This is a genomic window from Rhizobium leguminosarum (genome assembly GCF_004123835.1).
Lineage (GTDB): Bacteria > Pseudomonadota > Alphaproteobacteria > Rhizobiales > Rhizobiaceae > Rhizobium > Rhizobium leguminosarum_M.
On sequence record NZ_MZMU01000010.1, the window covers coordinates 439,273 to 463,079 of the forward strand.

21 protein-coding genes and 1 pseudogene are annotated in these 23,807 nt (G+C 61.2%); 12 read left to right on the plus strand and 10 right to left on the minus strand.

Annotated elements, in window-relative coordinates:
- Nucleotides 1-68 precede the first annotated feature (68 nt).
- Nucleotides 69-995, minus strand: a complete 927-nt coding sequence (locus B5P46_RS15530) for an ArsR/SmtB family transcription factor (RefSeq protein ID WP_017957935.1) — start codon at nt 993-995, stop codon at nt 69-71.
- Between the two features lie 103 nt (nt 996-1,098).
- On the opposite strand from B5P46_RS15530, the gene B5P46_RS34435 reads away from it, so the two are divergent.
- Complete coding sequence (locus B5P46_RS34435; protein ID WP_164986488.1) at nt 1,099-1,338, plus strand: hypothetical protein; 240 nt, start codon at nt 1,099-1,101, stop codon at nt 1,336-1,338.
- Between the two features lie 57 nt (nt 1,339-1,395).
- On the opposite strand, the gene B5P46_RS15535 is transcribed toward B5P46_RS34435, so the two are convergent.
- A complete protein-coding gene (locus B5P46_RS15535) occupies nt 1,396-2,685 on the minus strand; it encodes a cytochrome-c peroxidase (RefSeq protein WP_129419423.1) in 1,290 nt (429 codons plus the stop codon).
- A gap of 198 nt (nt 2,686-2,883) precedes the next feature.
- Here B5P46_RS15535 and B5P46_RS15540 point away from each other — a divergent pair, with 198 nt between their 5' ends.
- Nucleotides 2,884-4,428: an acid phosphatase gene (locus tag B5P46_RS15540; RefSeq protein ID WP_129419424.1), complete on the plus strand. Its 1,545-nt coding sequence runs from the start codon at nt 2,884-2,886 to the stop codon at nt 4,426-4,428.
- 55 nt (nt 4,429-4,483) lie between these two features.
- Here the strand turns inward: B5P46_RS15540 and B5P46_RS15545 are convergent, their stop codons facing one another.
- Nucleotides 4,484-5,242 (minus strand): IclR family transcriptional regulator domain-containing protein, encoded by a 759-nt coding sequence (locus B5P46_RS15545; RefSeq protein ID WP_129419425.1) that lies wholly within the window; start codon nt 5,240-5,242, stop codon nt 4,484-4,486.
- Between the two features lie 264 nt (nt 5,243-5,506).
- Here B5P46_RS15545 and B5P46_RS15550 point away from each other — a divergent pair, with 264 nt between their 5' ends.
- From B5P46_RS15550 to pcaF, 3 genes are read left to right on the plus strand one after another with little or no spacing between them, the layout of a single operon-like run.
- Nucleotides 5,507-6,214: a 3-oxoacid CoA-transferase subunit A gene (locus tag B5P46_RS15550; protein WP_129419426.1), complete on the plus strand. Its 708-nt coding sequence runs from the start codon at nt 5,507-5,509 to the stop codon at nt 6,212-6,214.
- The gene (locus B5P46_RS15555) at nt 6,211-6,915 is read left to right on the plus strand and encodes a 3-oxoacid CoA-transferase subunit B (protein ID WP_129419427.1); all 705 of its coding nucleotides are present in this window, start codon (nt 6,211-6,213) and stop codon (nt 6,913-6,915) included. Before B5P46_RS15550 ends, B5P46_RS15555 begins: the two co-directional genes overlap by 4 nt.
- 9 nt (nt 6,916-6,924) lie before the next feature.
- Nucleotides 6,925-8,130 carry a 3-oxoadipyl-CoA thiolase gene (pcaF, locus tag B5P46_RS15560; protein ID WP_129419428.1) on the plus strand — a complete coding sequence of 402 codons (1,206 nt, stop codon included), beginning with the start codon at nt 6,925-6,927 and terminating at the stop codon, nt 8,128-8,130.
- Nucleotides 8,131-8,323: 193 nt separating this feature from the next.
- On the opposite strand, the gene B5P46_RS15565 is transcribed toward pcaF, so the two are convergent.
- Nucleotides 8,324-9,262, minus strand: a complete 939-nt coding sequence (locus tag B5P46_RS15565; protein WP_129419429.1) for a transglutaminase domain-containing protein — start codon at nt 9,260-9,262, stop codon at nt 8,324-8,326.
- A 278-nt stretch (nt 9,263-9,540) separates the two neighbouring features.
- Here B5P46_RS15565 and B5P46_RS15570 point away from each other — a divergent pair, with 278 nt between their 5' ends.
- Nucleotides 9,541-10,023 (plus strand): GNAT family N-acetyltransferase, encoded by a 483-nt coding sequence (locus B5P46_RS15570; protein ID WP_129419430.1) that lies wholly within the window; start codon nt 9,541-9,543, stop codon nt 10,021-10,023.
- Nucleotides 10,024-10,026: 3 nt separating this feature from the next.
- On the opposite strand, the gene B5P46_RS15575 is transcribed toward B5P46_RS15570, so the two are convergent.
- The gene (locus B5P46_RS15575; protein WP_129419431.1) at nt 10,027-11,832 is read right to left on the minus strand and encodes a caspase family protein; all 1,806 of its coding nucleotides are present in this window, start codon (nt 11,830-11,832) and stop codon (nt 10,027-10,029) included.
- Between the two features lie 310 nt (nt 11,833-12,142).
- Between B5P46_RS15575 and B5P46_RS15580 the strand changes: the two genes are divergently transcribed.
- The 5 genes from B5P46_RS15580 to ligD all read left to right on the plus strand — a co-directional run bounded on the left by B5P46_RS15580 (nt 12,143) and on the right by ligD (nt 18,491).
- Nucleotides 12,143-13,357, plus strand: coding sequence for an MFS transporter (locus B5P46_RS15580; protein WP_129419432.1), 1,215 nt, complete (start codon nt 12,143-12,145; stop codon nt 13,355-13,357).
- A 189-nt stretch (nt 13,358-13,546) separates the two neighbouring features.
- Entirely contained in the window at nt 13,547-14,341 is a 795-nt protein-coding gene (locus B5P46_RS15585; protein WP_129419433.1) for an SDR family NAD(P)-dependent oxidoreductase, read from the plus strand.
- A gap of 95 nt (nt 14,342-14,436) precedes the next feature.
- On the plus strand, nt 14,437-16,593 hold the full coding sequence (glgX, locus tag B5P46_RS15590; RefSeq protein ID WP_129419434.1) for a glycogen debranching protein GlgX: 2,157 nt from the start codon (nt 14,437-14,439) through the stop codon (nt 16,591-16,593).
- Between the two features lie 15 nt (nt 16,594-16,608).
- Nucleotides 16,609-17,616 carry a DNA topoisomerase IB gene (locus B5P46_RS15595; RefSeq protein ID WP_129419435.1) on the plus strand — a complete coding sequence of 336 codons (1,008 nt, stop codon included), beginning with the start codon at nt 16,609-16,611 and terminating at the stop codon, nt 17,614-17,616.
- Nucleotides 17,613-18,491 carry a non-homologous end-joining DNA ligase gene (gene ligD / locus B5P46_RS15600; protein ID WP_129419436.1) on the plus strand — a complete coding sequence of 293 codons (879 nt, stop codon included), beginning with the start codon at nt 17,613-17,615 and terminating at the stop codon, nt 18,489-18,491. The genes B5P46_RS15595 and ligD overlap by 4 nt, the downstream gene beginning before the upstream one ends.
- Nucleotides 18,492-18,566: 75 nt before the next feature.
- Here the strand turns inward: ligD and B5P46_RS15605 are convergent, their stop codons facing one another.
- Nucleotides 18,567-19,292 carry a glutathione S-transferase family protein gene (locus tag B5P46_RS15605; protein ID WP_129419437.1) on the minus strand — a complete coding sequence of 242 codons (726 nt, stop codon included), beginning with the start codon at nt 19,290-19,292 and terminating at the stop codon, nt 18,567-18,569.
- Between the two features lie 6 nt (nt 19,293-19,298).
- A pseudogene (locus B5P46_RS15610) lies at nt 19,299-19,545 on the minus strand (DUF3175 domain-containing protein).
- Between the two features lie 219 nt (nt 19,546-19,764).
- On the opposite strand from B5P46_RS15610, the gene B5P46_RS15615 reads away from it, so the two are divergent.
- Nucleotides 19,765-20,124 carry a hypothetical protein gene (locus B5P46_RS15615; protein WP_129419438.1) on the plus strand — a complete coding sequence of 120 codons (360 nt, stop codon included), beginning with the start codon at nt 19,765-19,767 and terminating at the stop codon, nt 20,122-20,124.
- Here the strand turns inward: B5P46_RS15615 and B5P46_RS15620 are convergent.
- The 3 genes from B5P46_RS15620 to B5P46_RS15625 form a co-directional block, all read right to left on the minus strand.
- Complete coding sequence (locus B5P46_RS15620; protein ID WP_129419439.1) at nt 20,121-22,838, minus strand: hybrid sensor histidine kinase/response regulator; 2,718 nt, start codon at nt 22,836-22,838, stop codon at nt 20,121-20,123. The genes B5P46_RS15615 and B5P46_RS15620 overlap by 4 nt on opposite strands.
- A gap of 175 nt (nt 22,839-23,013) precedes the next feature.
- Nucleotides 23,014-23,187 (minus strand): hypothetical protein, encoded by a 174-nt coding sequence (locus B5P46_RS34440; RefSeq protein ID WP_164986495.1) that lies wholly within the window; start codon nt 23,185-23,187, stop codon nt 23,014-23,016.
- 317 nt (nt 23,188-23,504) lie between these two features.
- The gene (locus tag B5P46_RS15625) at nt 23,505-23,759 is read right to left on the minus strand and encodes a DUF2934 domain-containing protein (protein WP_129419440.1); all 255 of its coding nucleotides are present in this window, start codon (nt 23,757-23,759) and stop codon (nt 23,505-23,507) included.
- Between the last annotated feature and the right edge of the window lie 48 nt (nt 23,760-23,807).

The window sequence follows — 23,807 nt, forward strand, 5'->3', positions numbered from 1 at the left end:
AGATTTTATCGGTCGTCAAAACTGGAAAGAAGCGTAATATGTAAATCAAGATTTCCGATTTTGATATTTCAGACATGCAGTCGCATGATGATATCGCGTCCGTGATTTCCGAAGCCGCGACCGAATATATTCACGCCGCCAGTATGGCCGGCATTCTCCGCGATGCCGACCCGGAGCCGGATGGAGGAATGCTGGGCAAGCGCGAGGTCGCTGAGCGTGACATTCGAGGCGGCGACACCGTCGATGAAGGTTCCGCGCGTGGAGATACGCCAGGTCTTCATCATACCATATTGCGAGCCCTCGAGCTTCCACCATGCCGGCGTGAAGGCGCCGCGCTTGTCGCCGTAGTCGCCGGGCGACGTCCAGGTTCCAATGGCCATTCCATTGACCCAGAGGGTTATGTCGGAGGGCCAATCCGGATTGGTGCCGGGCACTTCCGACGACAACTCCAACGAAAATTCGATGGCGCGGATATCCTTGTTCAACACCTTGGCGTTGTTGGGGAATTTATATTCCACATAGCCCCTGCCGAACCAGACGAGCCCGGCCTGCATGCGCTGCGGATCCAGAAAATAGTCGGGAACATCGAGAGGGCCGATGACGCTCTCGGTGGAGCAAAGACCACATGGCGCATGGACGTCACAACTGGTGTAGAGCCCGACCGGCATCTCGACTTCGATGATATTGTTGGCCCTTTGGGCGGCACTTTCCTCAAAGCTGATCAGAATTTCGCTGTAGATCGCCGAGCAGATCTTCTGGTTTCCCTTGCGCGCCTTCGTCAGCTGGGAATCGACCAGCCGGGCGTCTTCCAAAATCTGGATCCCGGTGGCGACGGTCGATTGAGGAAGAGAAAGAGCACGCGCGATATCGTTGATATTCATCGGCCCTTTGGCGCAGAGCAGCTTGAGCATCTCCAGCCGCGCCGGCGCCGAAAGCGCGCGTATCGCATCATTATTCTCGCCGGCGGCAATCGTCAAAAACGAGCGTTCCATCATCCCCCCACCATTTCCGATGAAATGATGTATATCGGATATTATGATACATCAAGTGGGAATGCTTCGACTGTTTTGTAAGATAGCGGCTTGGTTTCAAGCCGCCATGAATGAACGTGAAGCCCTTCCGACTTCCGATATGACGTTGGTATCTGGAACGTTACGCGTCAAAGTTCGGCGCGTCTCGGATCGGCTGGCGGGGCGGAATTTCGAGCTCAATTCCCCCGACCGATCGCAAGCGGGCGCGAATGGCATCGGCGAGATTCCTGATCGTTATGCTGGCCATCGCTACCTCTATTCATCGATGACGCATATAAATCACCGATTGCATATTCTCAAGCAATGACCGAGATGCGTTTCCGTCCTCAGCCTGGCAGGTCCACAACAGGTCCGCTGGCCCGGGTCAATGCCCGGTCGCATCATGTTGCAGGTCGGCATCGGTCAGGGTTCCGAGAAAGGCGACGATGTCGTCGATTTCGGGATCGGTGAGGGCGGGCGCATCGCCCGGCTTCCTGCCGAAGGGCGGGTCCTGGTTGAGATTGTCCCAATAGGCCTGCGGCAGGTCGTCATATTTCCGGACTGTGCCGTCGCCATTCCTTGGATACCAGCGGCCGGGATCGCTGTCGCGCGTCGCGTAGAAGGAGACGACGTCGCGCAGCGAGTGGAAATAGCCATTGTGGAGGAAGCTCTTCTTCAACGCGACATTGCGCAGCGTCGGGGTGCGGAACAGGCCGCAATATTCGCTGCGTCCGGCAAAGTCGGTACGCTGAGGGCCGCAAAGACCGAGATCATGATAGCTCGGGTCGCTGTTGGCCGGGATCGCCGTGTTGCGCGGTGCGGCGAGCCCGAGGAAGCCGAAATCGGAAAATTGCGGCGGCTCGCCGTCATTGGCCGGCTCGCTCAGGTGACAGCTCGAACAGTTGCCCTTGGCCGGATCCTCGAACAGCTGTCGTCCGCGCAGCTCCTGCGCCGTCAGTGTCGCCTTGCCGGCGAGAAAGGCGTCGTAGCGGCTGGAATAGGGATAAAAATCCGGGCCGCTCTGCTCGAAGGTGGCGAGGACCTCGGCGGCGGCATCAAAGGCATCCTTAGGATTGTCGAACACCGTTTCGCCGAAGGCCGCCTTGATGTCGTCGGCATAGGCGGCCTTGCGCAGCTTCGCCACCACGGCGGCCGCATCCTTGTTGCCCATCTCGAAGGGCGAGAGCAGCGGGATCTTCGCCTGATCGGCGCCGTGATCGACCCGGCCGTCCCAGGTCAGGCCGCCCGTCGGGCCATTGTCGACGCTTTCGTCGCCCTCGTCCTCGGAATCGTAATAATGCTCGGTGAAAGCAGGCACTGCCTGTAGGTAACGCAGCGTCGGAACGGCGCGCAGCCCCGGCTGGTCCCCATGTTCGCCGCCCATTTCCACCGGCACGGCCGATGCCGGGCCGAAGGCGTGACTGGGATCATGGCAGGAAGCACAGGCCTGGAGCCCCGAGGCTGACAGCGAGGGATCTGAGAATATCTTGCGGCCGAGTGCGGTGAGCGTTTCGGCCCGGGCGAAGGCTTCGGTGCGCGACATCGGTCCGGGATGCACGCCGGCGGCGGTCGCCGCGCTGCTTTGCCGCAGGGGAAGAATGGCCAGACAGAGCGCTGCAGCACCCATGCTCATGGCCAGGCCGGACCGCACAAGCCAGATGGTCGTGATTGCCATGATAAGGATTCCAATAGCTTAAGACTGGTTTCCTCCATGATCGAACCTGGTTGCAACAAATTGATGACGGCTATTCCCTGCGGCATCACGGCAACCCCTGATGTCACAAAGTTGATAGACGGCCGGATTAGCGTCAGGGTGCCCCCCGAGCGTTCTCCGCTCCCTCTAGCCAACGCCCCTAGCCATGAGGTACTCCCCGTGAAAAGACTGAAACTCCTCCATTCCATCTGTCTCGCCGGATCGGCCATTGTGCCGTTTGCCATGGCGACGGCAGCCCACGCGGCGCCCGCCGGCTACGACAAGATCGACAATGTCGTCGTCATCTATGCCGAAAACCGCAGCTTCGACAATCTCTACGGCAGCTTTTCCGGCGCCGACGGGCTCTCGAACGCGACCGCCGATCGCGCCCGCCAGCTCGACCGGGACGGCGAGCCGCTGTCCGAATTGCCGCCGGCCTGGGGCGGCCTCACCGCCAAGGGTGTCTCGCCTGCCGTCACCGAGGCGCAGTCGGCCCATCTCGCCAACGCCTCCTTCGCGATCGACGATCCGCAGGGTTTTGCGCAGGCGCCTTCGGTTATCACCCGCGACCTCTGGCACCGCTTTTACCAGGAGCAGATGCAGATCGACGGCGGCAAGAACGACAAGTTCGTCGCCTGGGCCGATTCCGGCAGCCTCGTCATGGGCCATTACGACGGCTCCATCCTGCCGATGTGGCAGGTCGCCAAGAAATACGTCATTGCCGACAATTTCTTCCAGGGCGCCTTCGGCGGGTCGTTCCTCAACCATTTCGCGCTGGTCTGCGCCTGCACGCCCTATTATCCGGATGCCGACAAGAGCCCGGCCAAGCCGACCATCGCCAAGGTGGATGCGGATGGCACGTCGCTGACGGTCGCGGAAAACGCGCCGAAGTCGGCGCTGGAGGGCGCACCGAAATTCGTCTCCGACGGCACGCTGACGCCTGACTTCTACGCCGTCAACACCATGCAGCCGCCCTACCAGCCGAGCGCCAATCCGCCGGCCAAGGATGGTGACGCGGCCTATGCCGATCCGGCGGCCGCAACGACGCTGCCGCCGCAGCATGCAATCACCATCGGCGACCTGTTATCGCTGAAGGGCGTCAGCTGGGCCTGGTATAGCGGCGCCTGGCAGGCAGCCCTTGATGGCAAGAATGCTACCCCGGTGCCGAACTTCCAGTTCCACCACCAGCCGTTCAACTATTTCGCCAATTTCGCGCCTGGCACCCCGGCGCGTGCGGAGCATCTGAGGGATGGCGGCCTTGGCGGCGAAGCCTTCCTCAAGGATATCGACGACGGCAAGCTGCCGGCGGTTTCCTTCTACAAGCCGCAGGGCAACCTCAACGAACATGGCGGTTATGCCGATGTTTCGAGCGGCGACCAGCATCTTGCCGATATCGTCTCCCACCTCGAGAAGAGCCCGCAATGGGGCCATATGCTCGTCATCGTCACCTATGACGAGAATGGCGGCTTCTGGGATCACGTCGCACCGCCGAAGGCCGATCGCTGGGGCCCGGGCAACCGTATTCCGGCTTTCATCATCTCGCCCTTCGCCAACGGCGGGATGGTCGATCACACCCAGTACGACACGACGTCGATCATCCGCTTCATCACCACGCGCTACGATCTGCCGGTGCTGCCCGGCATCCTCGCCCGCGACAAGGCGCTGCGCAATAATGACCAGCCGCCGATGGGCGACCTCACAGCCGCGCTCGACTTGACGCATTGACCGATTACGAGTGGCCCCGGCGCTGACTGGGGCCGCTCTGTCACCAAGCTGATCGTTATCGGCGCAGCAGCGGCCGCAACGCAGCCTGTGTTTCCTTCAGCAGCGGCAGATAGCGTTCCTTCATCTCCGCCGCCGGCACGACGGCGGCCGGCGCGCCGATATTGATCGCCGCGACCGTTTCGCCGCGGTCGTTGTCGATGGGCACGGCGATGGAGCAGAGTCCGATCTCCAGCTCCTGATCGATAATGGCGTAACCCTCGGCGCGGACCCGGCGGAATTCGGCAATGAGTTCGTCCGGATCCGTCCTGGTATTCGCCGTGTTTTGCTTCAGCTCGCTGCGGGCGAGGATGGCGCGCGCCTCGCTTTCGCTAAGGGCCGCGAGCAGCACGCGCCCCATCGAGGCGCAGTAGGCGGGCAGGCGGCTGCCGGGGGTCAAATTGATCGACATGACGCGGCGCTGCGAGGCGCGGGCGATATAGACGATGTCGGTGCCGTCGAGCACCGAGGCCGAGGCGCTCTGGCCGGCCTTTTCCGAGAGATGATCGAGATGCGGCTGCAGCAGCGCCGGCAATGGCGTCGCCGCGAGATAGGCATGGCCAAGCCGCAGGATCTTCGGCGTCAGCGTGAAGAACTTGCCGTCATAATCGGCAAAACCGAGTTCGGCGAGCGTCAGCAGCGAGCGCCGCACGGTGGCGCGGTCGAGCTCCGTCAGCTTGGCGGCCTCGGCGATCGAAAGCCGCTGCCGCGTTTCGCCGAAAGCTTCGATGACTTTCAGGCCGCGGGCAAAGCCGCTGACGAAATCCGTTTCGCGCATGGTGGGCTCCTGTGTTGGGTTGCCTGTCGGAACGCGTTCTATGGTGCTTCGCCCTTCGCTTGCGCTTCGGGCATTCGTCGCTGCAATCGATTCACTGGATCGATTGCTCGGGCTGCGCCCGACCGCTCCTTATTTGTGCGATATACGAACAAATGTCAAATATCGCACAAAATACATTGCCGCCTGAGATGCCGCGCTTTATGTCTACGCCAGAGGGGCGGGATGGAGAATTCCCGGCCGCATCTAGCCAAGGAGAGATCCCGCATGGACAAGACAGTCGGGAGCACGGCGGAAGCCGTCTCTGAAATCGGTGATGGCGCGACCGTGATGATCGGTGGTTTTGGTGGCTCGGGCGCGCCGATCGAGCTCATTCATGCCTTGATCGACAAGGGCTCCAGGAACCTTACCGTGATCAACAACAATGCCGGCAACGGGCGCATCGGTATCGCTGCGATGATCGATGCCGGCTTGGTCCGGAAGATGATCTGCTCTTTCCCGCGCTCCTCGGATCCGCGCGCCTTCACCGATAAATATCTGGCCGGTGAAATCGAGCTCGAGCTGGTGCCGCAGGGAACACTTGCCGAGCGCATCCGGGCCGGCGGAGCCGGCATCCCGGCTTTCTACACGCCGACGGCCTACGGCACCGAACTTGCCGACGGCAAGGTCATCGCCGAATTCGATGGCCGCCATTATGTGCAGGAGCGCTGGCTGAAGGCCGACTTCGCGATCGTCAAGGCTGAGATCGGCGACATCCAGGGCAATCTCACCTACAACAAGGCCGGCCGCAACTTCAATCCGCTGATGTGCATGGCGGCGGCGAAGACCATCGTCCAGGTCTCGTCCATCGTGCCGGCCGGCGGCATCGATCCAGAGCATGTGGTGACGCCCGGTATTTTCGTCGACCGCGTCGTCGCTGTTTCCAATCCTCAGCAGGAAGAAGAGCTCATTCGAGCCGGAGTGGCCTACGTATGACCATCGATCACAGCTCCATCAACACCCGGGAAGACATCAAGCTTTCCAATGCGCAGATCGCCTGGCGCGCCGCGCAGGACATCGCCGACGGCGCCTATGTGAACCTCGGCATCGGCTTTCCCGAAATGGTCGCCCGTTATCAGCCGCCCGGCCGTCAGGCGATCTTCCACACCGAAAACGGTATCCTGAATTTCGGCGAACCGCCGGCGGCAGGCGAGGAGGACTGGGATCTGATCAATGCCGGCAAGAAAGCGGTGACGCTGAAGCCGGGTGCTGCCTTCTTCCATCACGCCGACAGCTTCGCCATGGTGCGCGGTGGCCATCTCGACGTCGCGATCCTCGGCGCCTATCAGGTTGCCCAGAGCGGTGACCTCGCCAACTGGCGGGTGGGCAGCAAGGGCGTGCCGGCCGTCGGCGGCGCCATGGACCTGGTGCACGGCGCCAAGCAGGTCTGCGTCATCACCGAACATGTCACCAAAACAGGCGAGCCGAAGCTGGTGGAGAATTGCACCTTCCCGCTGACCGGCGTCGCCTGCATCACCCGCGTCTATACCAGCCATGCCGTCATCGACATCGTGAAGGGACGCTTCGTCCTGCGCGAGAAGTTGGCTGCGATGTCGCAGGAGGAATTGCAGGCCATGACCGGCGCGCCGCTGCATGTCGACGGGCCGGTTGCCGACCTCGACGTCCCGCAACTCTGAGGAAAAGCCATGACCGAAGCCTTTATCTGCGACTATATCAGAACGCCGATCGGCCGTTTCGCCGGCTCGCTTTCCCAAGTGCGCGCCGACGATCTCGGCGCTATCCCTTTGAAGGCGCTGATGACGCGCAACGGCGCCGTCGACTGGGAAGCGGTCGACGACGTGATCTTCGGCTGCGCCAACCAGGCGGGCGAGGACAACCGCAATGTCGCGCGCATGTCGGCGCTGCTTGCCGGCCTGCCGATCACGGTTCCCGGCACGACGATCAACCGGCTCTGCGGCTCCGGCATGGATGCGGTAATCACGGCGGCGCGCGCCATCCGCTCCGGCGAGGCCGAGCTGATGATCGCAGGCGGCGTCGAAAGTATGTCGCGCGCGCCCTTCGTCATGCCGAAGGCCGAGACGGCCTTTTCACGCGCGGCTGAGATCCACGACACGACGATCGGCTGGCGCTTCGTTAACCCGCTGATGAAGAAGCAGTACGGCGTCGATTCCATGCCGGAGACCGGTGAGAACGTTGCCGAAGACTATCATGTCAGCCGCGAGGATCAGGATGCATTCGCGGTGCGAAGCCAGGCGAAGGCGGCCGCCGCCCAGGCAAACGGACGCCTGGCGAAGGAGATCACTCCGGTGGTCATCCCGCAGCGCAAGGGCGATCCTGTTATCGTCGACAAGGACGAGCATCCGCGCGCGACGACGATCGAAACGCTGGCGAAACTCGCGACACCTTTCAAAAAGGAAGGCGGCACGGTGACGGCGGGCAATGCCTCCGGCGTCAATGACGGCGCGGCGGCGCTGATCGTCGCCTCCGAAGCGGCGGCGCGAAAATACGGGTTGACGCCGATCGCCCGCATCCTCGGCGGCGCGGCCGCCGCGGTTCCGCCGAGGGTGATGGGCATCGGACCGATCCCGGCCTCGCGCAAGCTGATGGCGCGGCTCGGCATGACCCAGGACCAGTTCGACGTCATCGAGCTCAACGAGGCCTTTGCCAGCCAGGGGCTGGCGGTGCTGCGCGAACTCGGGATAGCCGATGACGATCAACGGGTAAACCGCAATGGCGGCGCGATCGCGCTCGGCCATCCCTTGGGCATGTCGGGCGCCCGCATCACCGGCACGGCGGCGCTGGAGCTTGCCGAAACCGGCGGACGTTATTCGCTGTCGACCATGTGCATCGGTGTCGGGCAGGGGATTGCGATCGCACTGGAAAGGATTTGAGGGCGCCACACGTCAGATCCCGAGACGTCGCCACATCTCCAAATCACGGTGCTACAGCGCCAAGCCCATCATATCACACGCGCAAATCCTGGCATCGGACTTCCCGTCGCGGCCGATGCGGCAGGGCAGAATGGTGGCAGGATAGCTAGGGTCCTTGCGGGGAGCTGCAATCTTCGACCCTCCGCGCAGCCTCTCAGCCCTCTAACAATCTTTCCTGACGCTCACGCAATGAGTTGAAGACGCTTTCGGGCAGCCGTAGTTTCGTATCCTTGAAAAATCGCCGGTTCAACGCGTCGATATCTGCATCCGGATCGGCCGTAAGCAAGGCGACCTCGTCAAAGAAATCCAGTTCGGAGTCCGAAAGCGTTGAATTTGGTGCGGGTTGTGCACCCCACACGTCCCAGGGCAGGACTTCGCGACCGTTGATGGTGGCGAGGTCTCGGATCAGGTTGCCGGCAATGAACCACAGACCACGAAGCTGCTCAAACTCGATGCCGAACAGGTTCGGATCGAGTTCTCCGCTGCGGCATCTGCGCCAAGCCTCGGACGCGGTCAAGAATTGGGCGCGCGGGACGTCATGGATGTCGAAACCAATTTCGAGATTCCGGATGAAAACCTCGTCGAGCTGACTGTCCAGCAGGGCCCAGCGCCCATCACCCGCTTTCCAGTATTCACAGACCCAATGATCTTCGAACTTGCCTGGATTAAAGTAGGCGCCGAAGCCTCCGCGGCCTCGGGCGGGAACTCCGTGCTGGCGAAGGATTGCGACGGAAAGTAACATGTAATGGCGGCAGATGCCAACCAGACGCTTCTCGGGCGGCCGGGCGCAGGAGAGCGGGCGATCGTCAAGCGCTAGCAACGCATCAACCATTTTCTCGATCGGGCGGATATGGCTTTCGGCGCGGCGCGCTTCGGGAACCTTGTAACCATAGAGTGGTTCTGCGGCGTGTTCGTAGATCAGCAAAGCCTGGACCGTGCGGGCGACGCCGCCCGGATCGGACGGCAGCATGTCGAGGAGCGCGGAATGGCGGCCGGGCGCGCTAAAGGCAGAATGCCTTGTATAATGTTCATGCTTGCGACGCTGAGCGCCGTCATTGTCCGTGCAAAGGGCGGAAGGGATCGTGTCGTTCATGAGAACCTCCTGCGGGTCAACTGCCAGTACGCCTGTTTCTGCCATAGGGTCTGAGGGGGTGCTTGATCCTGGTTGCTGACATTTGCGCCCTATTCGCCCCTTCGCTCTGCATCTCAGGCCGCATCGCCGGCACAATGGCATTGGAGCTTGTGGAGACCGCGCGTATTCGCTGTCGACAGCGTGCATCGGTGACCGGCACGATATAATCAGCCGCGCTCGAAAGACTTTGAGCGCGCGCAGCGTTGCGTGCTGCGCTCTGCTTCGATAAAAAACCCGGCATGCTGATCCGACCCGCGGAATATGACGATCAAGGCGCTATCTGGAGGATCATCGGCCCGACGATCCGCGCCGGCGAGACCTATGCGCTCGATCGCGATCTCTCGGAAACCGATGCGCTTGCCTACTGGTGGGGACCGGACCGTGAGACCTTCGTCGCCGAAGAGGAAGGTGTGATCCTCGGCACATATTACATCAAGGCCAATCAGGCCGGCGGTGGCCGGCATGTCTGCAATTGCGGCTACATGACCGATGCTGCTGCGAGCGGCCGCGGCGTCGCCCGGCTGATGCATGACCATTCCCTGGAGCATGCCCGCTCGCGAGGCTTTCGAGCCATGCAGTTCAATTTCGTCGTCAGCAGCAATGAACGTGCGGTCGCGCTGTGGCAGTCTCTCGGCTTCGATGTCGTTGGCCGTCTCCCCGGCGTGTTTCTTCATCCGACGCAGGGTTATGTCGACGCTTTGGTGATGTTTCGCAGGCTCTAGCTGTCATTCGAATTCGATCACGAAGCTGTGCGACGAATTCGATGGACCCATGTCGTCCCAGCTGTCGACCCGCAATTCCTTCGGATCGCGTTTGCCGGAAGCATTGGCGTAGTACATGCCGAAATCGTCGCCCGGTTTGTGTTCGTTCGGCATGTCTCGCAGCCACTTCGTGAATGTCATCGTCTCGCCGGTCACCCAGCGCCAGCTGCCTTTGGGCTCCCGGCCGCTTTCGTCCTGGATCAAGCCGATCCACGGTCCATGTCTGTTTGTCTCGTTCCGGGATGCGTCATATTCGGAATCGACGAGGCGGTCGTCCTTGCTGAAGAGCAAGACGATAAAATCGTTCTCTTCTTTCGAAGTGATCGTCGCCAGATGTCCGCCGCAGCGCTTGGCCGCCAGATCCGCCAATTTCCACGTTGTCGATTGCGAATACATCACCGCGTACATATGCCCTTGGAGCGAACCGTAGACCTTTTCCTCCCGTGGAGCGCAGTCGATGACTTTCCAGACACGCTCATCTGTTTCCAGTCCTTCGAAATCCTTCCGCAGATACCGCCTCGCCGCGGGCGAGGAATAAAGACCGTCCGCGGCCCTGACCACGTTGATCCCGAGCGCCTTTGCCGTCGGTTCATTGAGGTAACCGGTACCGGCAAGGCCGGCGGATTTCTGGTAGTCGCTTATGGCGCTGCGGGTCTGCGCACCAAACACGCCATCGGCGTTTCCTGTGCCGAAGCCCTTTGCGGCAAGGGCGAGCTGGACCTCACTTCTCTTCGCCTTGTTGAGGGTAAGTTCGGTCTCGCGCTGCTCCGGCGTCGGGAACAACAGCGAGGCGACAGCATTGGGCTGCATGACTGACAGCATCTGCCGGGCGACATCGGCCTTTTCGCCGCTGCGATGCTTTGCGAGAAAAAACGTCCAGATGCGTGGCGTATTGATCCGCAAGGCTTTCTGAAAATCAGCCTCGGCCTCTGTTGCCTTCGGATCAACCGTCGGTGTGACGATTGGCGACTGCTCCGATTGTTGCAGGGCGGGCGCGAAATAGAATTCGAGCGATAGGGACGACAGAATCTGTGGCGACTGCTTGCCGTCGGTCGCTGTTCGAACATCGCGGATCACCCGTTTGAACGCGGTGCCGATTTCAATCCCCGGGCTCGCCAGATGGTTCACCAGCGCTGTGGTGAAGGGGGAGTTCTCGCCACGCCCGTCGGCTGCGACCTGGCCGGGCGCGGCTGCAAAAGCAATCATGGTGCCTGCGCTCTCCGTTTCTACCGGCGCCAGCCCTCGCGTCGCAAGGCTTCTGCTTGCTCCCTCGATCTCTTCGTTGAGGCGGTTGGCCAGCGGATTGTTGCGGCAAGCGTCCAGGAAGACGAGGGTGATCTTGGCTTTCCTTTCAATCGCCCGCATCACGTCTTCCAGAGCGAGCGTCTCTGCAGCAACGTCGAATTCGCTCGCAAGCCGGGCGTTGGTGGCGACGAGATAGTTCTCGCCGCGAAGCTGCATGCCGTGCCCGGCGTAGTAGAAAAGTGCTACGTCGTCGGCCGTGATCTTGCGCGAAAAACGCGCGACGGCTTCCGCAAGCTGGCTGCGGTTCGCATCGACGACGATGTCTGCATCAAATCCCTGGGCGGAGAGGAAAGCCCCGAACGCACGCGCATCGCGCGTGGCATTGGGGAGCGCACTGGCGGTTTCGTATGTTGAGTTTCCAATGACGAGCGCCAGTCTCCGGCCGTTTTCTGCGGCGGTCGCGTCAAGAGACCCGATCATGGTCATCAAGAGCAAAGGCAGACATGTCAGGCACATTCGCATCATGATCACCTCCCCCAAGGCCGTCACAAATCAAATGTTTGATGTCACTTGAAAATTCCCCTCAGCTGACAGGCGAGGGTGCGTGCCTCGAATGACTGCTGTCCAATGCGACATTTTAGCATCGACTTAATTTCGAGCAAAGCCTATGCACGATGATCGCCATTGATGCCTGGAGCAATTTACACGCGGAAAAAAGATATGTGCGCGCTGTCGAATCCGCCGCGGCCCAAACGTCTTGAGATCGCGGGCGCGAAATGCGGTAGGCTTGCCGCATGCGTCGCGATCACTCTGTCGGCATGGAGGTTGTGTAGCCATGGGTGTTTCCTATCGTTGGGTCATCGTCGCCGCGGGCGCATTGATGACATGCGTCGCGCTCGGCGCGATGTTCTCGCTGGCGATTTTCCAGGAGCCGATCGCGACGGCGACCGGTTGGTCGCATGTCGGCATAGCGAGCGCGATGACGCTGAACTTCATCGTCATGGGTTTCGGCGGCTTCTTCTGGGGGGCGGCAAGCGACCGCTTCGGTCCGCGCATCGTCGTGATGATCGGGTCCATTCTGCTCGGCCTGGCACTGGTTCTCGCGAGCCGCACCGAGACGCTGCTGCAATTCCAACTAACCTACGGCATCCTTGTCGGACTGGCCGCCAGCACGTTCTTCGCGCCAATGATCGCGGCGACGACCGCCTGGTTCGACGAAAACCGCGGCCTTGCAGTGTCGCTGGTCTCGGCCGGCATGGGCGTTGCGCCGATGACCATCTCGCCCTTCGCGCGCTGGCTGATCTCGGCCTATGAATGGCGGCCGGCCATGCTGATCATCGGCATTGCTGCCTGGGTGCTGCTGGTGCCGGCCGCGCTTCTGGTCAGGCGCCCGCCTGCCGAGACCACTGACACCGGAACCGAGTTCGCGGCCGACGGCGCCCGGCCGCAACTGTCGAAAGTCTTTAGATCGCCGCAATTCATCGTGCTTGGCCTGACCTTCTTTGCCTGCTGTGCGGCGCATTCCGGGCCGATCTTCCACATGGTGAACTATGCGACGATCTGCGGCGTAGCACCGATGGCGGCCGTCAGCATCTACAGCGTCGAGGGCCTGGCGGGACTGGGCGGCCGGTTGCTCTATGGCAGCCTTGCCGACAGGATCGGGGTGAAGCCGGTGCTGGTCGCCGGCCTGCTGGTGCAGGCGGCAGCCCTTGCGAGCTATCTCTTCGTCAGCCAACTCGGCGAATTCTATGCGCTCGCCATCGTCTTCGGCAGTGCCTATGGCGGTGTGATGCCGCTCTATGCCGTGCTGGCGCGGGAATATTTCGGGCCGCGCATCATCGGCACGGTCTTCGGTGCAGCAACGATGCTCTCCAGCCTCGGCATGGCCTTCGGCCCTCTCATCGGCGGCTGGATATTCGACACTTTCGCCAATTATTCCTGGCTGTTCATCGGCTCCGCGATGGTTGGGCTGGGGGCTGCGGCGATAGCGCTGGCATTCCCGCCTCTCGCCCGCCAAGAGCCACGGCCGGCCTTTGGCGTGGCGCCGTAACGAGACTCTTCTCGGTTTTTTCAGGCGGCCGTCGGTGACGTTGGCCGCTTGCATGAAGACCGCGTAGCGCTCCCATGGCGATGCAATCTCCCGCTTTCGTGCATTGCCCTTCGTCGATTTCCCCTGATAAGACTTCTCCTATTCGTTTCATCACCTATGTCCTTGGTTTTTCGGGAGGCAATCGTCGCCATGGTCGAACTTGCGCAATCGCTCGCATCCATCAAGCTGCCGGACCTGTCCGGCAAGGCCGTGCTGATCACCGGCGCCTCGACCGGGATCGGTGCGGCACTCGCCCGCGCCTTTGCGGCTCAAGGGGCCAAGGTTGGTGTGCATTACAATGCCAGCCGCGAACCGGCGGAGAAGCTTGCAGAGGAGATCCGGGCTGCCGGCGGCACGGTGCATCTGATCCAGGGCGACGTTTCGAGGGAAGGCGAGACCGAACGCGTCGTCGAGGAGACGGCGAAGACCTTCGGCCATCTCGACGGGCTTATCAACAATGCCGGCGGCATGCTGGGGCGCAAGCCGACCTCGGAATATACCGACGCGCATTATGCCGCGGTCATGGACCTCAACGCCCGTTCGGTGCTGGCGGCAACGCGTGCGGCGCATCCGTGGTTGAGGAAGCAGGGTGGCTTCATCATCAACACCACCTCGATCGCCGCGCGCAACGGCGGCGGCAATGGTGCGATCCTCTATGCAGCGTCGAAGGGCTTCGTTTCGACGATCACGCGCGGTCATGCCAAGGAGTTCGTCGCCGACAGGATCCGTGTCAACGCGGTGGCGCCGGGCGTTATCGCCACACCCTTTCACGAGCGTTATACCAATGACGAGCAGATGGAGCTGCAGCGCAAATCGATCCCGATGGGCTTCGTCGGCACATCAGAGGATTGCGTCGGGGCCTATCTGTTCCTCGCCTCGCCGACCCTGTCGGGTTACATTACCGGACAGATTATCGAGGTCAACGGCGGACAGTTGATGCCTTAGTCTCCGCCTCTTCCAGCGATCTTCCCTTGCAAGGCAAGGGAACTTTCGAGCCGCCGTTACGTTTCCCGCATGGTCTTTTTATCGAGCGGGGCATTATGAGCTATTCATTTTCAGAACTCGACTTCCTCAAGCCGGAGCTCGGGGCGGAATATACGGGTTCGGGCACCCATTTCGCGGTGTTCTCAGCTCATGCAGAACAGATTGAGCTCTGCCTCTTCTCGCCTGATGGAAAGAAGGAGGTCGCACGGTTGCCGCTGCCAAAGCGCGAAGGCGATATCTGGTCCGGCTATATCGCCGGCGTCAACCCGGGGACGGTCTACGGCTATCGCGCCCATGGTCCATACGATCCGAAAGCTGGTCATCGCTTCAATGCGAACAAGCTGCTGCTCGACCCCTATGCGAAGCAGGTGACGGGCGAGTTGACATGGGACGACGCACTGTTCGGCTACCAGATCGGCAAGGACGATCTTTCCTTCGACGAACGTGATAGCGCGCCGTTCATGATCAAGGGCGTGGTGCAGGATCCGGATTTCGACTGGGCGGGTGAAGAGGCAATCCGCCGTCCCTGGCCCGACACGATCATCTACGAGGCGCATGTACGCGGCCTGACGATGACGCATCCGAAGGTGCCCGACCGGCTGCGCGGCACCTTTCTCGGCATGTGCAGCGATCCGATCATCGACCATCTCGTCAAGCTCGGCATCTCGGCGATCGAGCTGCTGCCGATCCAGTATTTCCTCGACGATCGTTATCTCCTGGAAAACAACCTCAGCAATTACTGGGGCTACCAGACGCTCGGCTTCTTCGCGCCGCAATCGCGCTACATGTCCGGCAACAAGATCACCGAAATCAAGACCATGGTGAAGAAGTTCCATGCCGCCGGCATCGAAGTCATCATGGATGTCGTCTACAATCACACCGCTGAAGGCAGCGAGAAGGGCCCGACGCTCTCCTTCCGCGGGCTCGACAATGCCAGCTATTATACCCTCTCACCCGACGATCCCCGCCACACCTTCGATACAACAGGCACCGGCAACACGCTGAATGCCGCCAATCCCATGGTGATGCGCATGGTGCTCGACAGCCTGCGCTACTGGGTCGGCGTCATGCATATCGACGGCTTCCGTTTCGACCTTGCCAGCACGCTCGGTCGCCAGGATATGGAATTCGATCGGCAGGGCCTGTTCTTCGGCGCCATCCGCCAGGATCCGATCCTCGCCGGTGTCAAGCTGATCGCCGAGCCCTGGGACGTGGGCGATGGCGGCTATCAGGTTGGCGGCTTTCCGCATCCCTTCCGTGAGTGGAACGACAAGTTTCGTGACGACGTGCGCCGCTTTTGGAAGGGCGATGGCGGCATGGTGTCGGAGATCTCGCAACGCATCACCGGCTCGGCGGTACAGTTCAACCACTCGGATCGCGGCGCGACGTCATCGATCAATCTGCTGTCGGCCCATGACGGCTTCACGCTGATGGACACGGTGTCCTTCGACGACAAGCATAATGACGCGAACGGCGAGGATAACAGGGACGGACATTCGGACAATCATTCGGACAATATGGGTGCCGAAGGCGTGACGGATAACGAGGACATCAACAGCCTTCGGGCGCGGAGGCGCCGCAACATGATGGCGACGCTGATGCTCTCCCAGGGCGTTCCGATGATCCTTGCCGGCGATGAGGTTGGCAACAGCCAGGGCGGCAACAACAACGCCTATTGCCAGGACAACGAGATCGGCTGGACGGATTGGGCGGGGCTCGATGATCCCTTCCTCGACTTCTGCCGGCAGGCCGTCGCCTTCCGCAAGGCCCATCCGGTCTTGCGGCAGGAGCGGTTCCTGACCGGCGAGACCGCCGAGGACGGCCGCATCGAGATCGCCTGGTATAAGCCGGACGGCGGTTTCATGGACGATGGGGCCTGGAACGACGACGGATTGCAGGTGCTCGGCGTCTATGTCTCAAGGAGTGTGAATGCACCGGACACCGAGACGATGGACGACCTCTTCCTCATCCTCAATGCCGGCGGCGACTGCGAGGTTCACCTGCCTGTTGTGAACGGGCTGAAACAGTGGTCGAGGATTCTCGACACGGGGACGGAGACGGATGCCTTCGAGGTTCACGAGCCGGAGAACCCGGTCATCGTCTATGCTCAGAGCGTGGCGGTCTTCGCACCGAAGGGGCAGACCGAGCCGCCGAAGGACGCGACCAAGGCCGAGCGCCGACGGTGGTTCCAGTTCGGCCGCCGCGATAAGTAGCAGGTCTTTAACAGCATGAATGCCGAAACGATCACCGAACTTGGCCTTGTCTATGTCAGCGATACCGAACCGGGCATCCGCAGGCGAAGGAAAGGCAAGGGTTTCAGCTATGTCATGCCTGACGGCACAACGCTTGCCGACCAATTGCAGCGGGCGCGCATCGGCGCGCTCGGTCTGCCGCCGGCCTATGAAAATGTCTGGATCTGCCTCTACGACAACGGCCATCTGCAGGCGACGGGCTTCGATGCGCGCGGGCGCAAGCAGTACCGCTACCACAAGGAATGGCAATCCTTCCGAAGTGCGGGAAAATTCCATCAGCTGATCGAGTTCGGCCGGGCGTTGCCCAAGATACGCCGCACCGTGCTGCGCCATCTCGACACCGGGGCGGAGGATGTCAACGGCGTGCTTGCGGCTTTGACGACGCTGCTCGACGAGGCGCACTTACGCGTCGGCAACCAGGCCTATGTCAGGGAAAACGGCACCTATGGAGCAACGACGCTGCTGAAGCGCCACCTGAAAATCGTCGACGGGCAGATAAAGTTGAAATTCCGCGCCAAGGGCGGCAAGCGCGTCCAGCGCAGCCTCAAGCATCCCAGGCTGCAGAAGATCCTGGAGGAGATAGCAGACCTGCCCGGCCGCAAGCTCTTCGTCTGGAAGGATGACAGCGGGGCGCTGAAGCCAATCGATTCCGGCCGATTGAACGCCTATCTGGCCGAAGTATCGGGAATTCCCATTTCGGCGAAGACCTTCCGCACCTGGGCCGGATCGCTGGCGGCCTTCGGGGCGGCACGTGAGACGATCGTCGGCGGCGGTCGGCCGACGGTAAAGCAGATGTCGGAAGCCGCGGCCGAGGCGCTGCACAACACACCGGCGATCTCGCGCTCGAGCTATATCCATCCCGCAATCATCGCGCTTGCCGGCAACGATCATCCGCTGGTCGAGAGTGGCAACGAGCCGCTGCGGGGCTTGCGGGCCGAGGAAAACAGGCTACTTGATTTCCTCACACGCGAGATCGAAGAATGAGCCCCAGACATCCGCCGGCATCGGACGTATCGCTGACCCATCCCGACCGGCTCTACTGGCCGGATGAGGGCGTGACCAAGCAGGCGCTCGCGGATTATTACGCCGCGGTCTGGCCGTTCATGGCGCCTTATGTTGTCAATCGGCCGCTGGCGCTGCTGCGTCTGCCGGACGGGATAAAAAGCCACCAGCGGTTTTTCCAGAAACATGCCTGGAAGGGGATGAATCCGCATATCGAGGAGATCGCCGACCCGCAGGATGCGGACGGCGAAAAGTTGTTGCACATCGGCGATTTCAACGGGCTCGTGGCGCTGGTGCAATCGGCCGTGCTCGAAATACATCCCTGGGGCGTAACGACCGACAATTGGGAAAAACCCGACATGATCACTATGGACCTCGATCCCGGGCAGGACGTGGCCTGGAGCGCGGTGATTTCAGCAGCGCTTGAATTGAAGACACGGCTGGAATCCCGTGGCCTGGCTGCCTTCGTCAAAACGTCGGGCGGCAAGGGGCTGCATGTGGTGACGCCGCTTGCGCCGAAGGCCGGCTGGGTGGAGGTGAAGGATTTCGCCCATTCACTGGCCGAAAGCATGTCGGCCGACGCGCCGGAGAAATATCTGGCAACCGCGACGAAGGCAAAACGCGGTGGGCATATCTACATCGATTATCTCCGCAACGGCCGCGGCAACACGGCGGTCGCGGCCTATTCGACGCGGGCGCGATCGGGTGCGCCGGTTTCCATGCCGCTCGATTGGGCTGATTTGAACGAGGTCACCGGTCCGGCTGCTTTCACACTCGGCAACGTGCCGCAACGGTTGGAGACCCGGCCGGAAGACCCGTGGGGAAATTTCTTCGATGCGGCGGTGCCGCTCGAATGAACGGCTCTATCCTTTTGCTTTTACGCAATTCCGGACGGAAAACCGCTTCGCACTTTTCCTGGAATTGCTCTTAACTCAGCCCGCACCGTCCAGCTCGGGATAATGCCTGAAAATCCCTTCCTCGTTGAAGGCGAGGCGGCGGGGAGAGGCGAGATAGCGAGCAATGTTTGGACGTTTCGCCACCGCATCATGCAGAGCCAGCAGGGCGGGATATTCCGCCTTGCGATTCACCATGGCTTTCGGAAAGGCGTAATTCAGGCCCTCGATCACCTGGAAGAGTGAGAGGTCGACATAGGTGAGCGCATCGCCGACCATATGGTCGGCGCCTTTCGGGTTCCGCCGCAGCACACGCTCGAAATAGCCGAGGAATTTCGGAATGCGGTCGCGGATGAAGGCGGCCGAGCGGGCTTTTGCCTCTGGCTTCTGGTCATCGTAATAGAGCGACATATCGATCGGGTGGTGCGTATCGTGCACTTCGGCGACGAAATCGGTGACGGTCAGCTGCAGGCCGTTGACGACATGGCGAAGGCCTTCATCCTCGGGCGCAAGGCCGAGCTTCGGACCGAGATAAAACAGGATGTTGGCGACATGCGGGATAATCAGGTCGCCGTCCTTCAGGAAGGGCGGGGCGAACGGAATGTGCGGTTCGCTTTCGCTCTCCATGATGTCGATCATGGCGCCTGTCCCGCGCCCGGGCTGACGGGTCACGTCGATATAGTCGGCGCCGGCTTCTTCCAGCGCCAACCGCACGAATTCGCCGCGGCCTTGGATGCCGTCCCAATAATAAAGCTCATAGGCCATGTCTGCTCAATCCTTCGGTTGACGATCGAAGTCTTTTCGCAGTTCGTCCTTGGCCTTTTCAAGGGTTCCGCGCCGGCATCGACATGGCGGCGCGATAAGGGCTCGACTTGCGGCGATTGCTCTCCTCGGCGGAGTGCTTGACGGATCGCGCAATCTTCTTCGGATCGTCCGATTTGAACACACCTTCCTTCAGGCCCATCGCATCGCTGTGTCCGGTGACGTCCTGCGACCATTTCTTCTTGGTTTTGGCCATGTCGAAAATCCCTTTTCCCGGATGCGACCGATGGCACGCCCCCGGTTGCCGATCTTTCATTGGTGGTCGGTTTGCAAAGGGACTGAACCGGTCAGGAGCACAAAAGTTCCGGCCACGATCATTGCCGCAACGCCTGGATTCGGAACAAAAGCCGGTTTTATCAGGTTTCCGATGGGAAAAGCCTGCACACAGGCCCGCACATAAGAAGGAGCCGAGAACATGGAAAAACACATCGTCAAAGCCGATGGAAACGGCGCGATCGACGTGAACGGCCAGGTATCGCCGGTCACCTATACCGTCAGCCTTAAAGAAGGGAAGGGCCGTTCCTACGAGGTCGACATCCGCCTGATGGCGCCGCGCGACTGGCTGCTGCAGAGGGGTTTCGAGCGAGATGCCGTGCTGGTCAGCCAGAGCGGCGCGCGCATTCCCGTCTATCACGACGACGGCCGTCTCGACCCTACCGACACGATCTCGATCGAACTGACGGCGCGCGATGACAGCTGCATGAGTGAGGTGGATCTGATCCGCAAATATCCCGAGTTCGACGGCGCCCATTCACAAAAAACGGAAGTGCTTTAGCCGATCGGCCGTTGCTGGACGGCGGTCTTGACGGCCCTTTCGAGCGCGGTGCTGCTGAAAGGTTTTGACAGCAGCACCGAGCCGGAGAAGCGGTTTGCATCCGGTAGACTGCTGTTGCCGGTGGCAAAGACCAGGCCGACCGACGGAAAGGCCTCGCGCGCCTTGGCGGCAAAGACCGGACCCGACATGCCGGGCAGGCCGACATCGGCGACGATGATATCGACGATGGTGTGTCCGAGGATTTCCACGCCTCGTTCGCCGCTATCAGCCTCGATGACGTCATAGCCGAGATCCTGCAGAATCTCGGCAGTATCCATGCGGATGAAGGCGTCGTCTTCCACGAGCAGCAGCTTCAGCTTCTCACCGGCGATATCGGGCTGTTTGGGAGCGGGCGCTGCGGCATCGCTTGCCCCTTGGCGGCGTCGCGTCCGGTTGGCAAGCACATGGCGAATCTTGCGGGCGAGTTCCTCGCGCGTATAGGGCTTGGAGAGCAGTTCGAGACCGGGATCGAGCCTGCCGCCATGGACGATCGAATTTTCGGTATAGCCCGATGTGTAGAGCACGGCGATATCGGGCAGGCGCTCACGCGCCATGCGCGCAAGCTCCGGGCTCCTCAACGGGCCGGGCATGACGACATCGGTAAAGAGCAGGTCGATATGGGCGCCGCTTTCGATAACGGTGAGCGCGCTTTGCGCATCCTTGGACTTCAGCACGTAGTAGCCGAGATCCGTCAGCATCTCGACGACAGTCGTGCGCACACCCTCGTCATCCTCGGCGACAAGGATGGTTTCCGTGCCCCCGGTTGCCGGCACGCTGTCGACATTGGTGATGCGATCCTCACTCTGGAACGAGCGTGGCAGGTAGAGCTTGACGGTCGTGCCTTCGCCGATCTCGCTGTAGATCTTCACGTGGCCGCCGGACTGCTTGACGAAGCCATAGACCATCGACAGGCCAAGACCGGTGCCCTTGCCTTCCGGCTTGGTCGAGAAGAAGGGCTCGAAGGCCTGCTCCATCACCTCCTGCACCATGCCGGAGCCGGTATCGGTGACCGACAGCACGACATATTGGCCGGCGGTGACTTCAGGATGGGTGCGGCTGTAGGAATCGTCGAGGAAGGCGTTGCCGACCTCGATCGTCAGCTTGCCGGCGCCATCCATCGCGTCGCGGGAGTTGATCGCAAGGTTGAGCAGTGCGTTCTCGATCTGGATCGGATCGGCGAAGGTGTTCCAGAGACCGCCGGAGACCATGGTCTCGACTTCGATCTCCTCGCCGAGTGCGCGGCGCAGCATGTCGTCCATGCCGGTGACGAGACGGCCGATGTTGATGACCTTCGGTTCCAGCGGCTGGCGGCGGCCGAAGGCGAGCAGCTGGCTTGCCAGCCGCGAGCCGCGTTCGACGGCGGCAAGCGCGTTGGAAATACGTTCCTTGCCCCGGCCGTTATCTGCCACGTCCTTGCCGAGAAGCTGCAGATTGCCTGAGATCACCTGCAGCAAATTGTTGAAGTCATGGGCAACGCCGCCGGTGAGCTTGCCGATCGATTCCATCTTCTGCGACTGCTGCAGTGCTGCTTCGGCCTGCTGGCGTTCGGCAATCTCGGCGGCGACGCGGACCTCGAGCATTTCATTGAGTTTCCGCAGCTGATCTTCCATGTCGCGGCGCTGGTCGATTTCGACTTTGGCGGCACGGAAGAGCCGGATATTGTCGATCGCGACGGCCGATTGGCCGGCGAGGCTGACGAGACTCGCCTCGGCCGCTTGGGAAAAACGGCCGGGCTGGCCGTGACCGAAGAACAAGCCGCCGATGACGCTGCCGTCGCGTGATTTCACCGGCACGGCAAGATAGCTCCTGACCGGAAGATGCCCCTTCGGCATGCCTGCATGCGGCGCATTCTGCCCGTAGCGCGGGTCGAGCAGGATGTCGTCGGAGCGCATAATGCCTTCGCCGTTGAAAGTCGGCGCGAAGACCTTGGTATTGCGCGGCATCGGGAATTTCTCGAAGTTCTTCCGATCGACACCGGAGAGCGCATAAAGCATGTAGCTGCCGCCCTCGCCATCATCGACATTGTAGAAGAAGGCGCCGAATTCCGCGCCGGTCAGTGTCACGCCGGCATCGACGACAATCTGGGTGAGGCGTTCGACACTGGGCTCGGCGGTGATCGCCGCACCCGCCCGGTTGACGACCGCAAGCGCCTCCGATTTTGCACGCAGTTCTTCCAACGCGTTCTGTTCGCCGCGCTTGGCCGACACCTGGTCGGTGACATCAAGGGCCGCGCAGAGGATGCCGGCGACCCTGCCGTCATCGTCGCGCAGCGGGGTGTATGAGAAGGTGAACCAGGTGTCTTCGGTACGGCCGTCGCGGCGCATCGGGATGAGCAGCTCTTTGAAGAGCTGCGAACTGCCTTCCAGAGTGCTGGCGATAATCGGCGAGAACTGTTCCCAGATATCCGCCCAGACCTCACGGAAGGGTCGTCCGAGGGCATCGGGATGCCGCTCCGGGAAAACCGGCACATAGGCGTCATTGTAGAGAAAAGCGAGATCCGGACCCCAGGCAACGAATTTGGGCTGGCGCGAATTCAACACCATTTCGGCGATATGCTTGAGAGACGCAGGCCAGCTTTCGACCGGACCGAGACCGACGGCGTGGAAAGCCGGATGCCGTAACAATTCGCCGATTTCGCCGCCGGCTCTCGGCCAGCCGTTCCCGACGCTTCCCATTCAAAATCGCTTTCTTGTCGTCAGCCGCGCCGGGGTGATCGGCCACCTCGGGCTTCAGCCCTTCCAAACCGTCAACATAGAGGCTTCCGATAGGAGGGAAAGGGCGCGGTCGAAATATCCTTAACTGCCGGGCGTTCAACAGTTTTAGTAGTCTGCGGACGGCGCCTGCGGGCTGTTACTTTCGATAGAGTTTCTGCGATGCGGCGAAGGCGCGGCCGATGTAGACGGAGACCAGCTGCACCGGCGCGCGCGGATCGCGGAAGACCAGCCCGACGAGATTGTCGACGACAAGGATGAATCCGAGCGCGAGACCGAGGTAGAGCAACGCGGCGATGAGCAGGAGCGACATCTCCATCCTTCACACGATCGCAGTCGAAACGCGGTTGCTGGTTAAAAAGAGGATTTCGGTATGACCGTTGTTCATGGCAACTTCCCCGTTCCGCCATAAACAGTCATCGTATCTTCTTGTTCCCCGTTATCGGGCGAAGGTTCAATTTTTTTCGGAAGCCTCAAAGCTTGCAGCGTCATCCGGCCTCTGTTCACCCCCGCATGGAAGCCCACCTCTGAAATTCCATAAAGCACAACTAATTCAGGCATATGACAAAGAAGGATCAAAGGGCGTCGCGACGACGCCCTTTTCTCTCGACGTGCTCGGTATTCCGGTGTTCAGGACGCCGTCTTGCGGCTCGCAGTCCGTTTCGGTGCCGGTGTCACGACGCCGTTCGTCTTGCTGCCCGTCACGCTGCGTTTCGCCTTGGGCTTGATTTCCTTGCCGTCGGAAGACGCAGCAGAACCCTCGAGCGTGTCGCGCTCGTGTCGTGCCTGTTCCCAATGGATGGAATCTCGCCCTGTCGGATAACCCTCTTCTTCCCAGAGGGTATATGCACGTTTTTTGATCCACTCTTCCCGAGTTTCTGCCATCGCTGATCTCCAGTCACATGATGCCGTCGTTCGAACGCGATACTCTTC

What these genes read in the sequence shown, in the direction of transcription:
- B5P46_RS15530 (WP_017957935.1), bottom strand. Translation starts at nt 995, where the DNA reads ATGATGGAACGCTCGTTTTTGACGATTGCCGCCGGCGAGAATAATGAT.
- B5P46_RS34435 (WP_164986488.1), top strand. Translation starts at nt 1,099, where the DNA reads ATGAATGAACGTGAAGCCCTTCCGACTTCCGATATGACGTTGGTATCT.
- B5P46_RS15535 (WP_129419423.1), bottom strand. Translation starts at nt 2,685, where the DNA reads ATGGCAATCACGACCATCTGGCTTGTGCGGTCCGGCCTGGCCATGAGC.
- B5P46_RS15545 (WP_129419425.1), bottom strand. Translation starts at nt 5,242, where the DNA reads ATGCGCGAAACGGATTTCGTCAGCGGCTTTGCCCGCGGCCTGAAAGTC.
- B5P46_RS15550 (WP_129419426.1), top strand. Translation starts at nt 5,507, where the DNA reads ATGGACAAGACAGTCGGGAGCACGGCGGAAGCCGTCTCTGAAATCGGT.
- B5P46_RS15555 (WP_129419427.1), top strand. Translation starts at nt 6,211, where the DNA reads ATGACCATCGATCACAGCTCCATCAACACCCGGGAAGACATCAAGCTT.
- pcaF (WP_129419428.1), top strand. Translation starts at nt 6,925, where the DNA reads ATGACCGAAGCCTTTATCTGCGACTATATCAGAACGCCGATCGGCCGT.
- B5P46_RS15565 (WP_129419429.1), bottom strand. Translation starts at nt 9,262, where the DNA reads ATGAACGACACGATCCCTTCCGCCCTTTGCACGGACAATGACGGCGCT.
- B5P46_RS15570 (WP_129419430.1), top strand. Translation starts at nt 9,541, where the DNA reads ATGCTGATCCGACCCGCGGAATATGACGATCAAGGCGCTATCTGGAGG.
- B5P46_RS15575 (WP_129419431.1), bottom strand. Translation starts at nt 11,832, where the DNA reads ATGATGCGAATGTGCCTGACATGTCTGCCTTTGCTCTTGATGACCATG.
- B5P46_RS15580 (WP_129419432.1), top strand. Translation starts at nt 12,143, where the DNA reads ATGGGTGTTTCCTATCGTTGGGTCATCGTCGCCGCGGGCGCATTGATG.
- B5P46_RS15585 (WP_129419433.1), top strand. Translation starts at nt 13,547, where the DNA reads ATGGTCGAACTTGCGCAATCGCTCGCATCCATCAAGCTGCCGGACCTG.
- glgX (WP_129419434.1), top strand. Translation starts at nt 14,437, where the DNA reads ATGAGCTATTCATTTTCAGAACTCGACTTCCTCAAGCCGGAGCTCGGG.
- B5P46_RS15595 (WP_129419435.1), top strand. Translation starts at nt 16,609, where the DNA reads ATGAATGCCGAAACGATCACCGAACTTGGCCTTGTCTATGTCAGCGAT.
- ligD (WP_129419436.1), top strand. Translation starts at nt 17,613, where the DNA reads ATGAGCCCCAGACATCCGCCGGCATCGGACGTATCGCTGACCCATCCC.
- B5P46_RS15605 (WP_129419437.1), bottom strand. Translation starts at nt 19,292, where the DNA reads ATGGCCTATGAGCTTTATTATTGGGACGGCATCCAAGGCCGCGGCGAA.
- B5P46_RS15615 (WP_129419438.1), top strand. Translation starts at nt 19,765, where the DNA reads ATGGAAAAACACATCGTCAAAGCCGATGGAAACGGCGCGATCGACGTG.
- B5P46_RS15620 (WP_129419439.1), bottom strand. Translation starts at nt 22,838, where the DNA reads ATGGGAAGCGTCGGGAACGGCTGGCCGAGAGCCGGCGGCGAAATCGGC.
- B5P46_RS34440 (WP_164986495.1), bottom strand. Translation starts at nt 23,187, where the DNA reads ATGTCGCTCCTGCTCATCGCCGCGTTGCTCTACCTCGGTCTCGCGCTC.
- B5P46_RS15625 (WP_129419440.1), bottom strand. Translation starts at nt 23,759, where the DNA reads ATGGCAGAAACTCGGGAAGAGTGGATCAAAAAACGTGCATATACCCTC.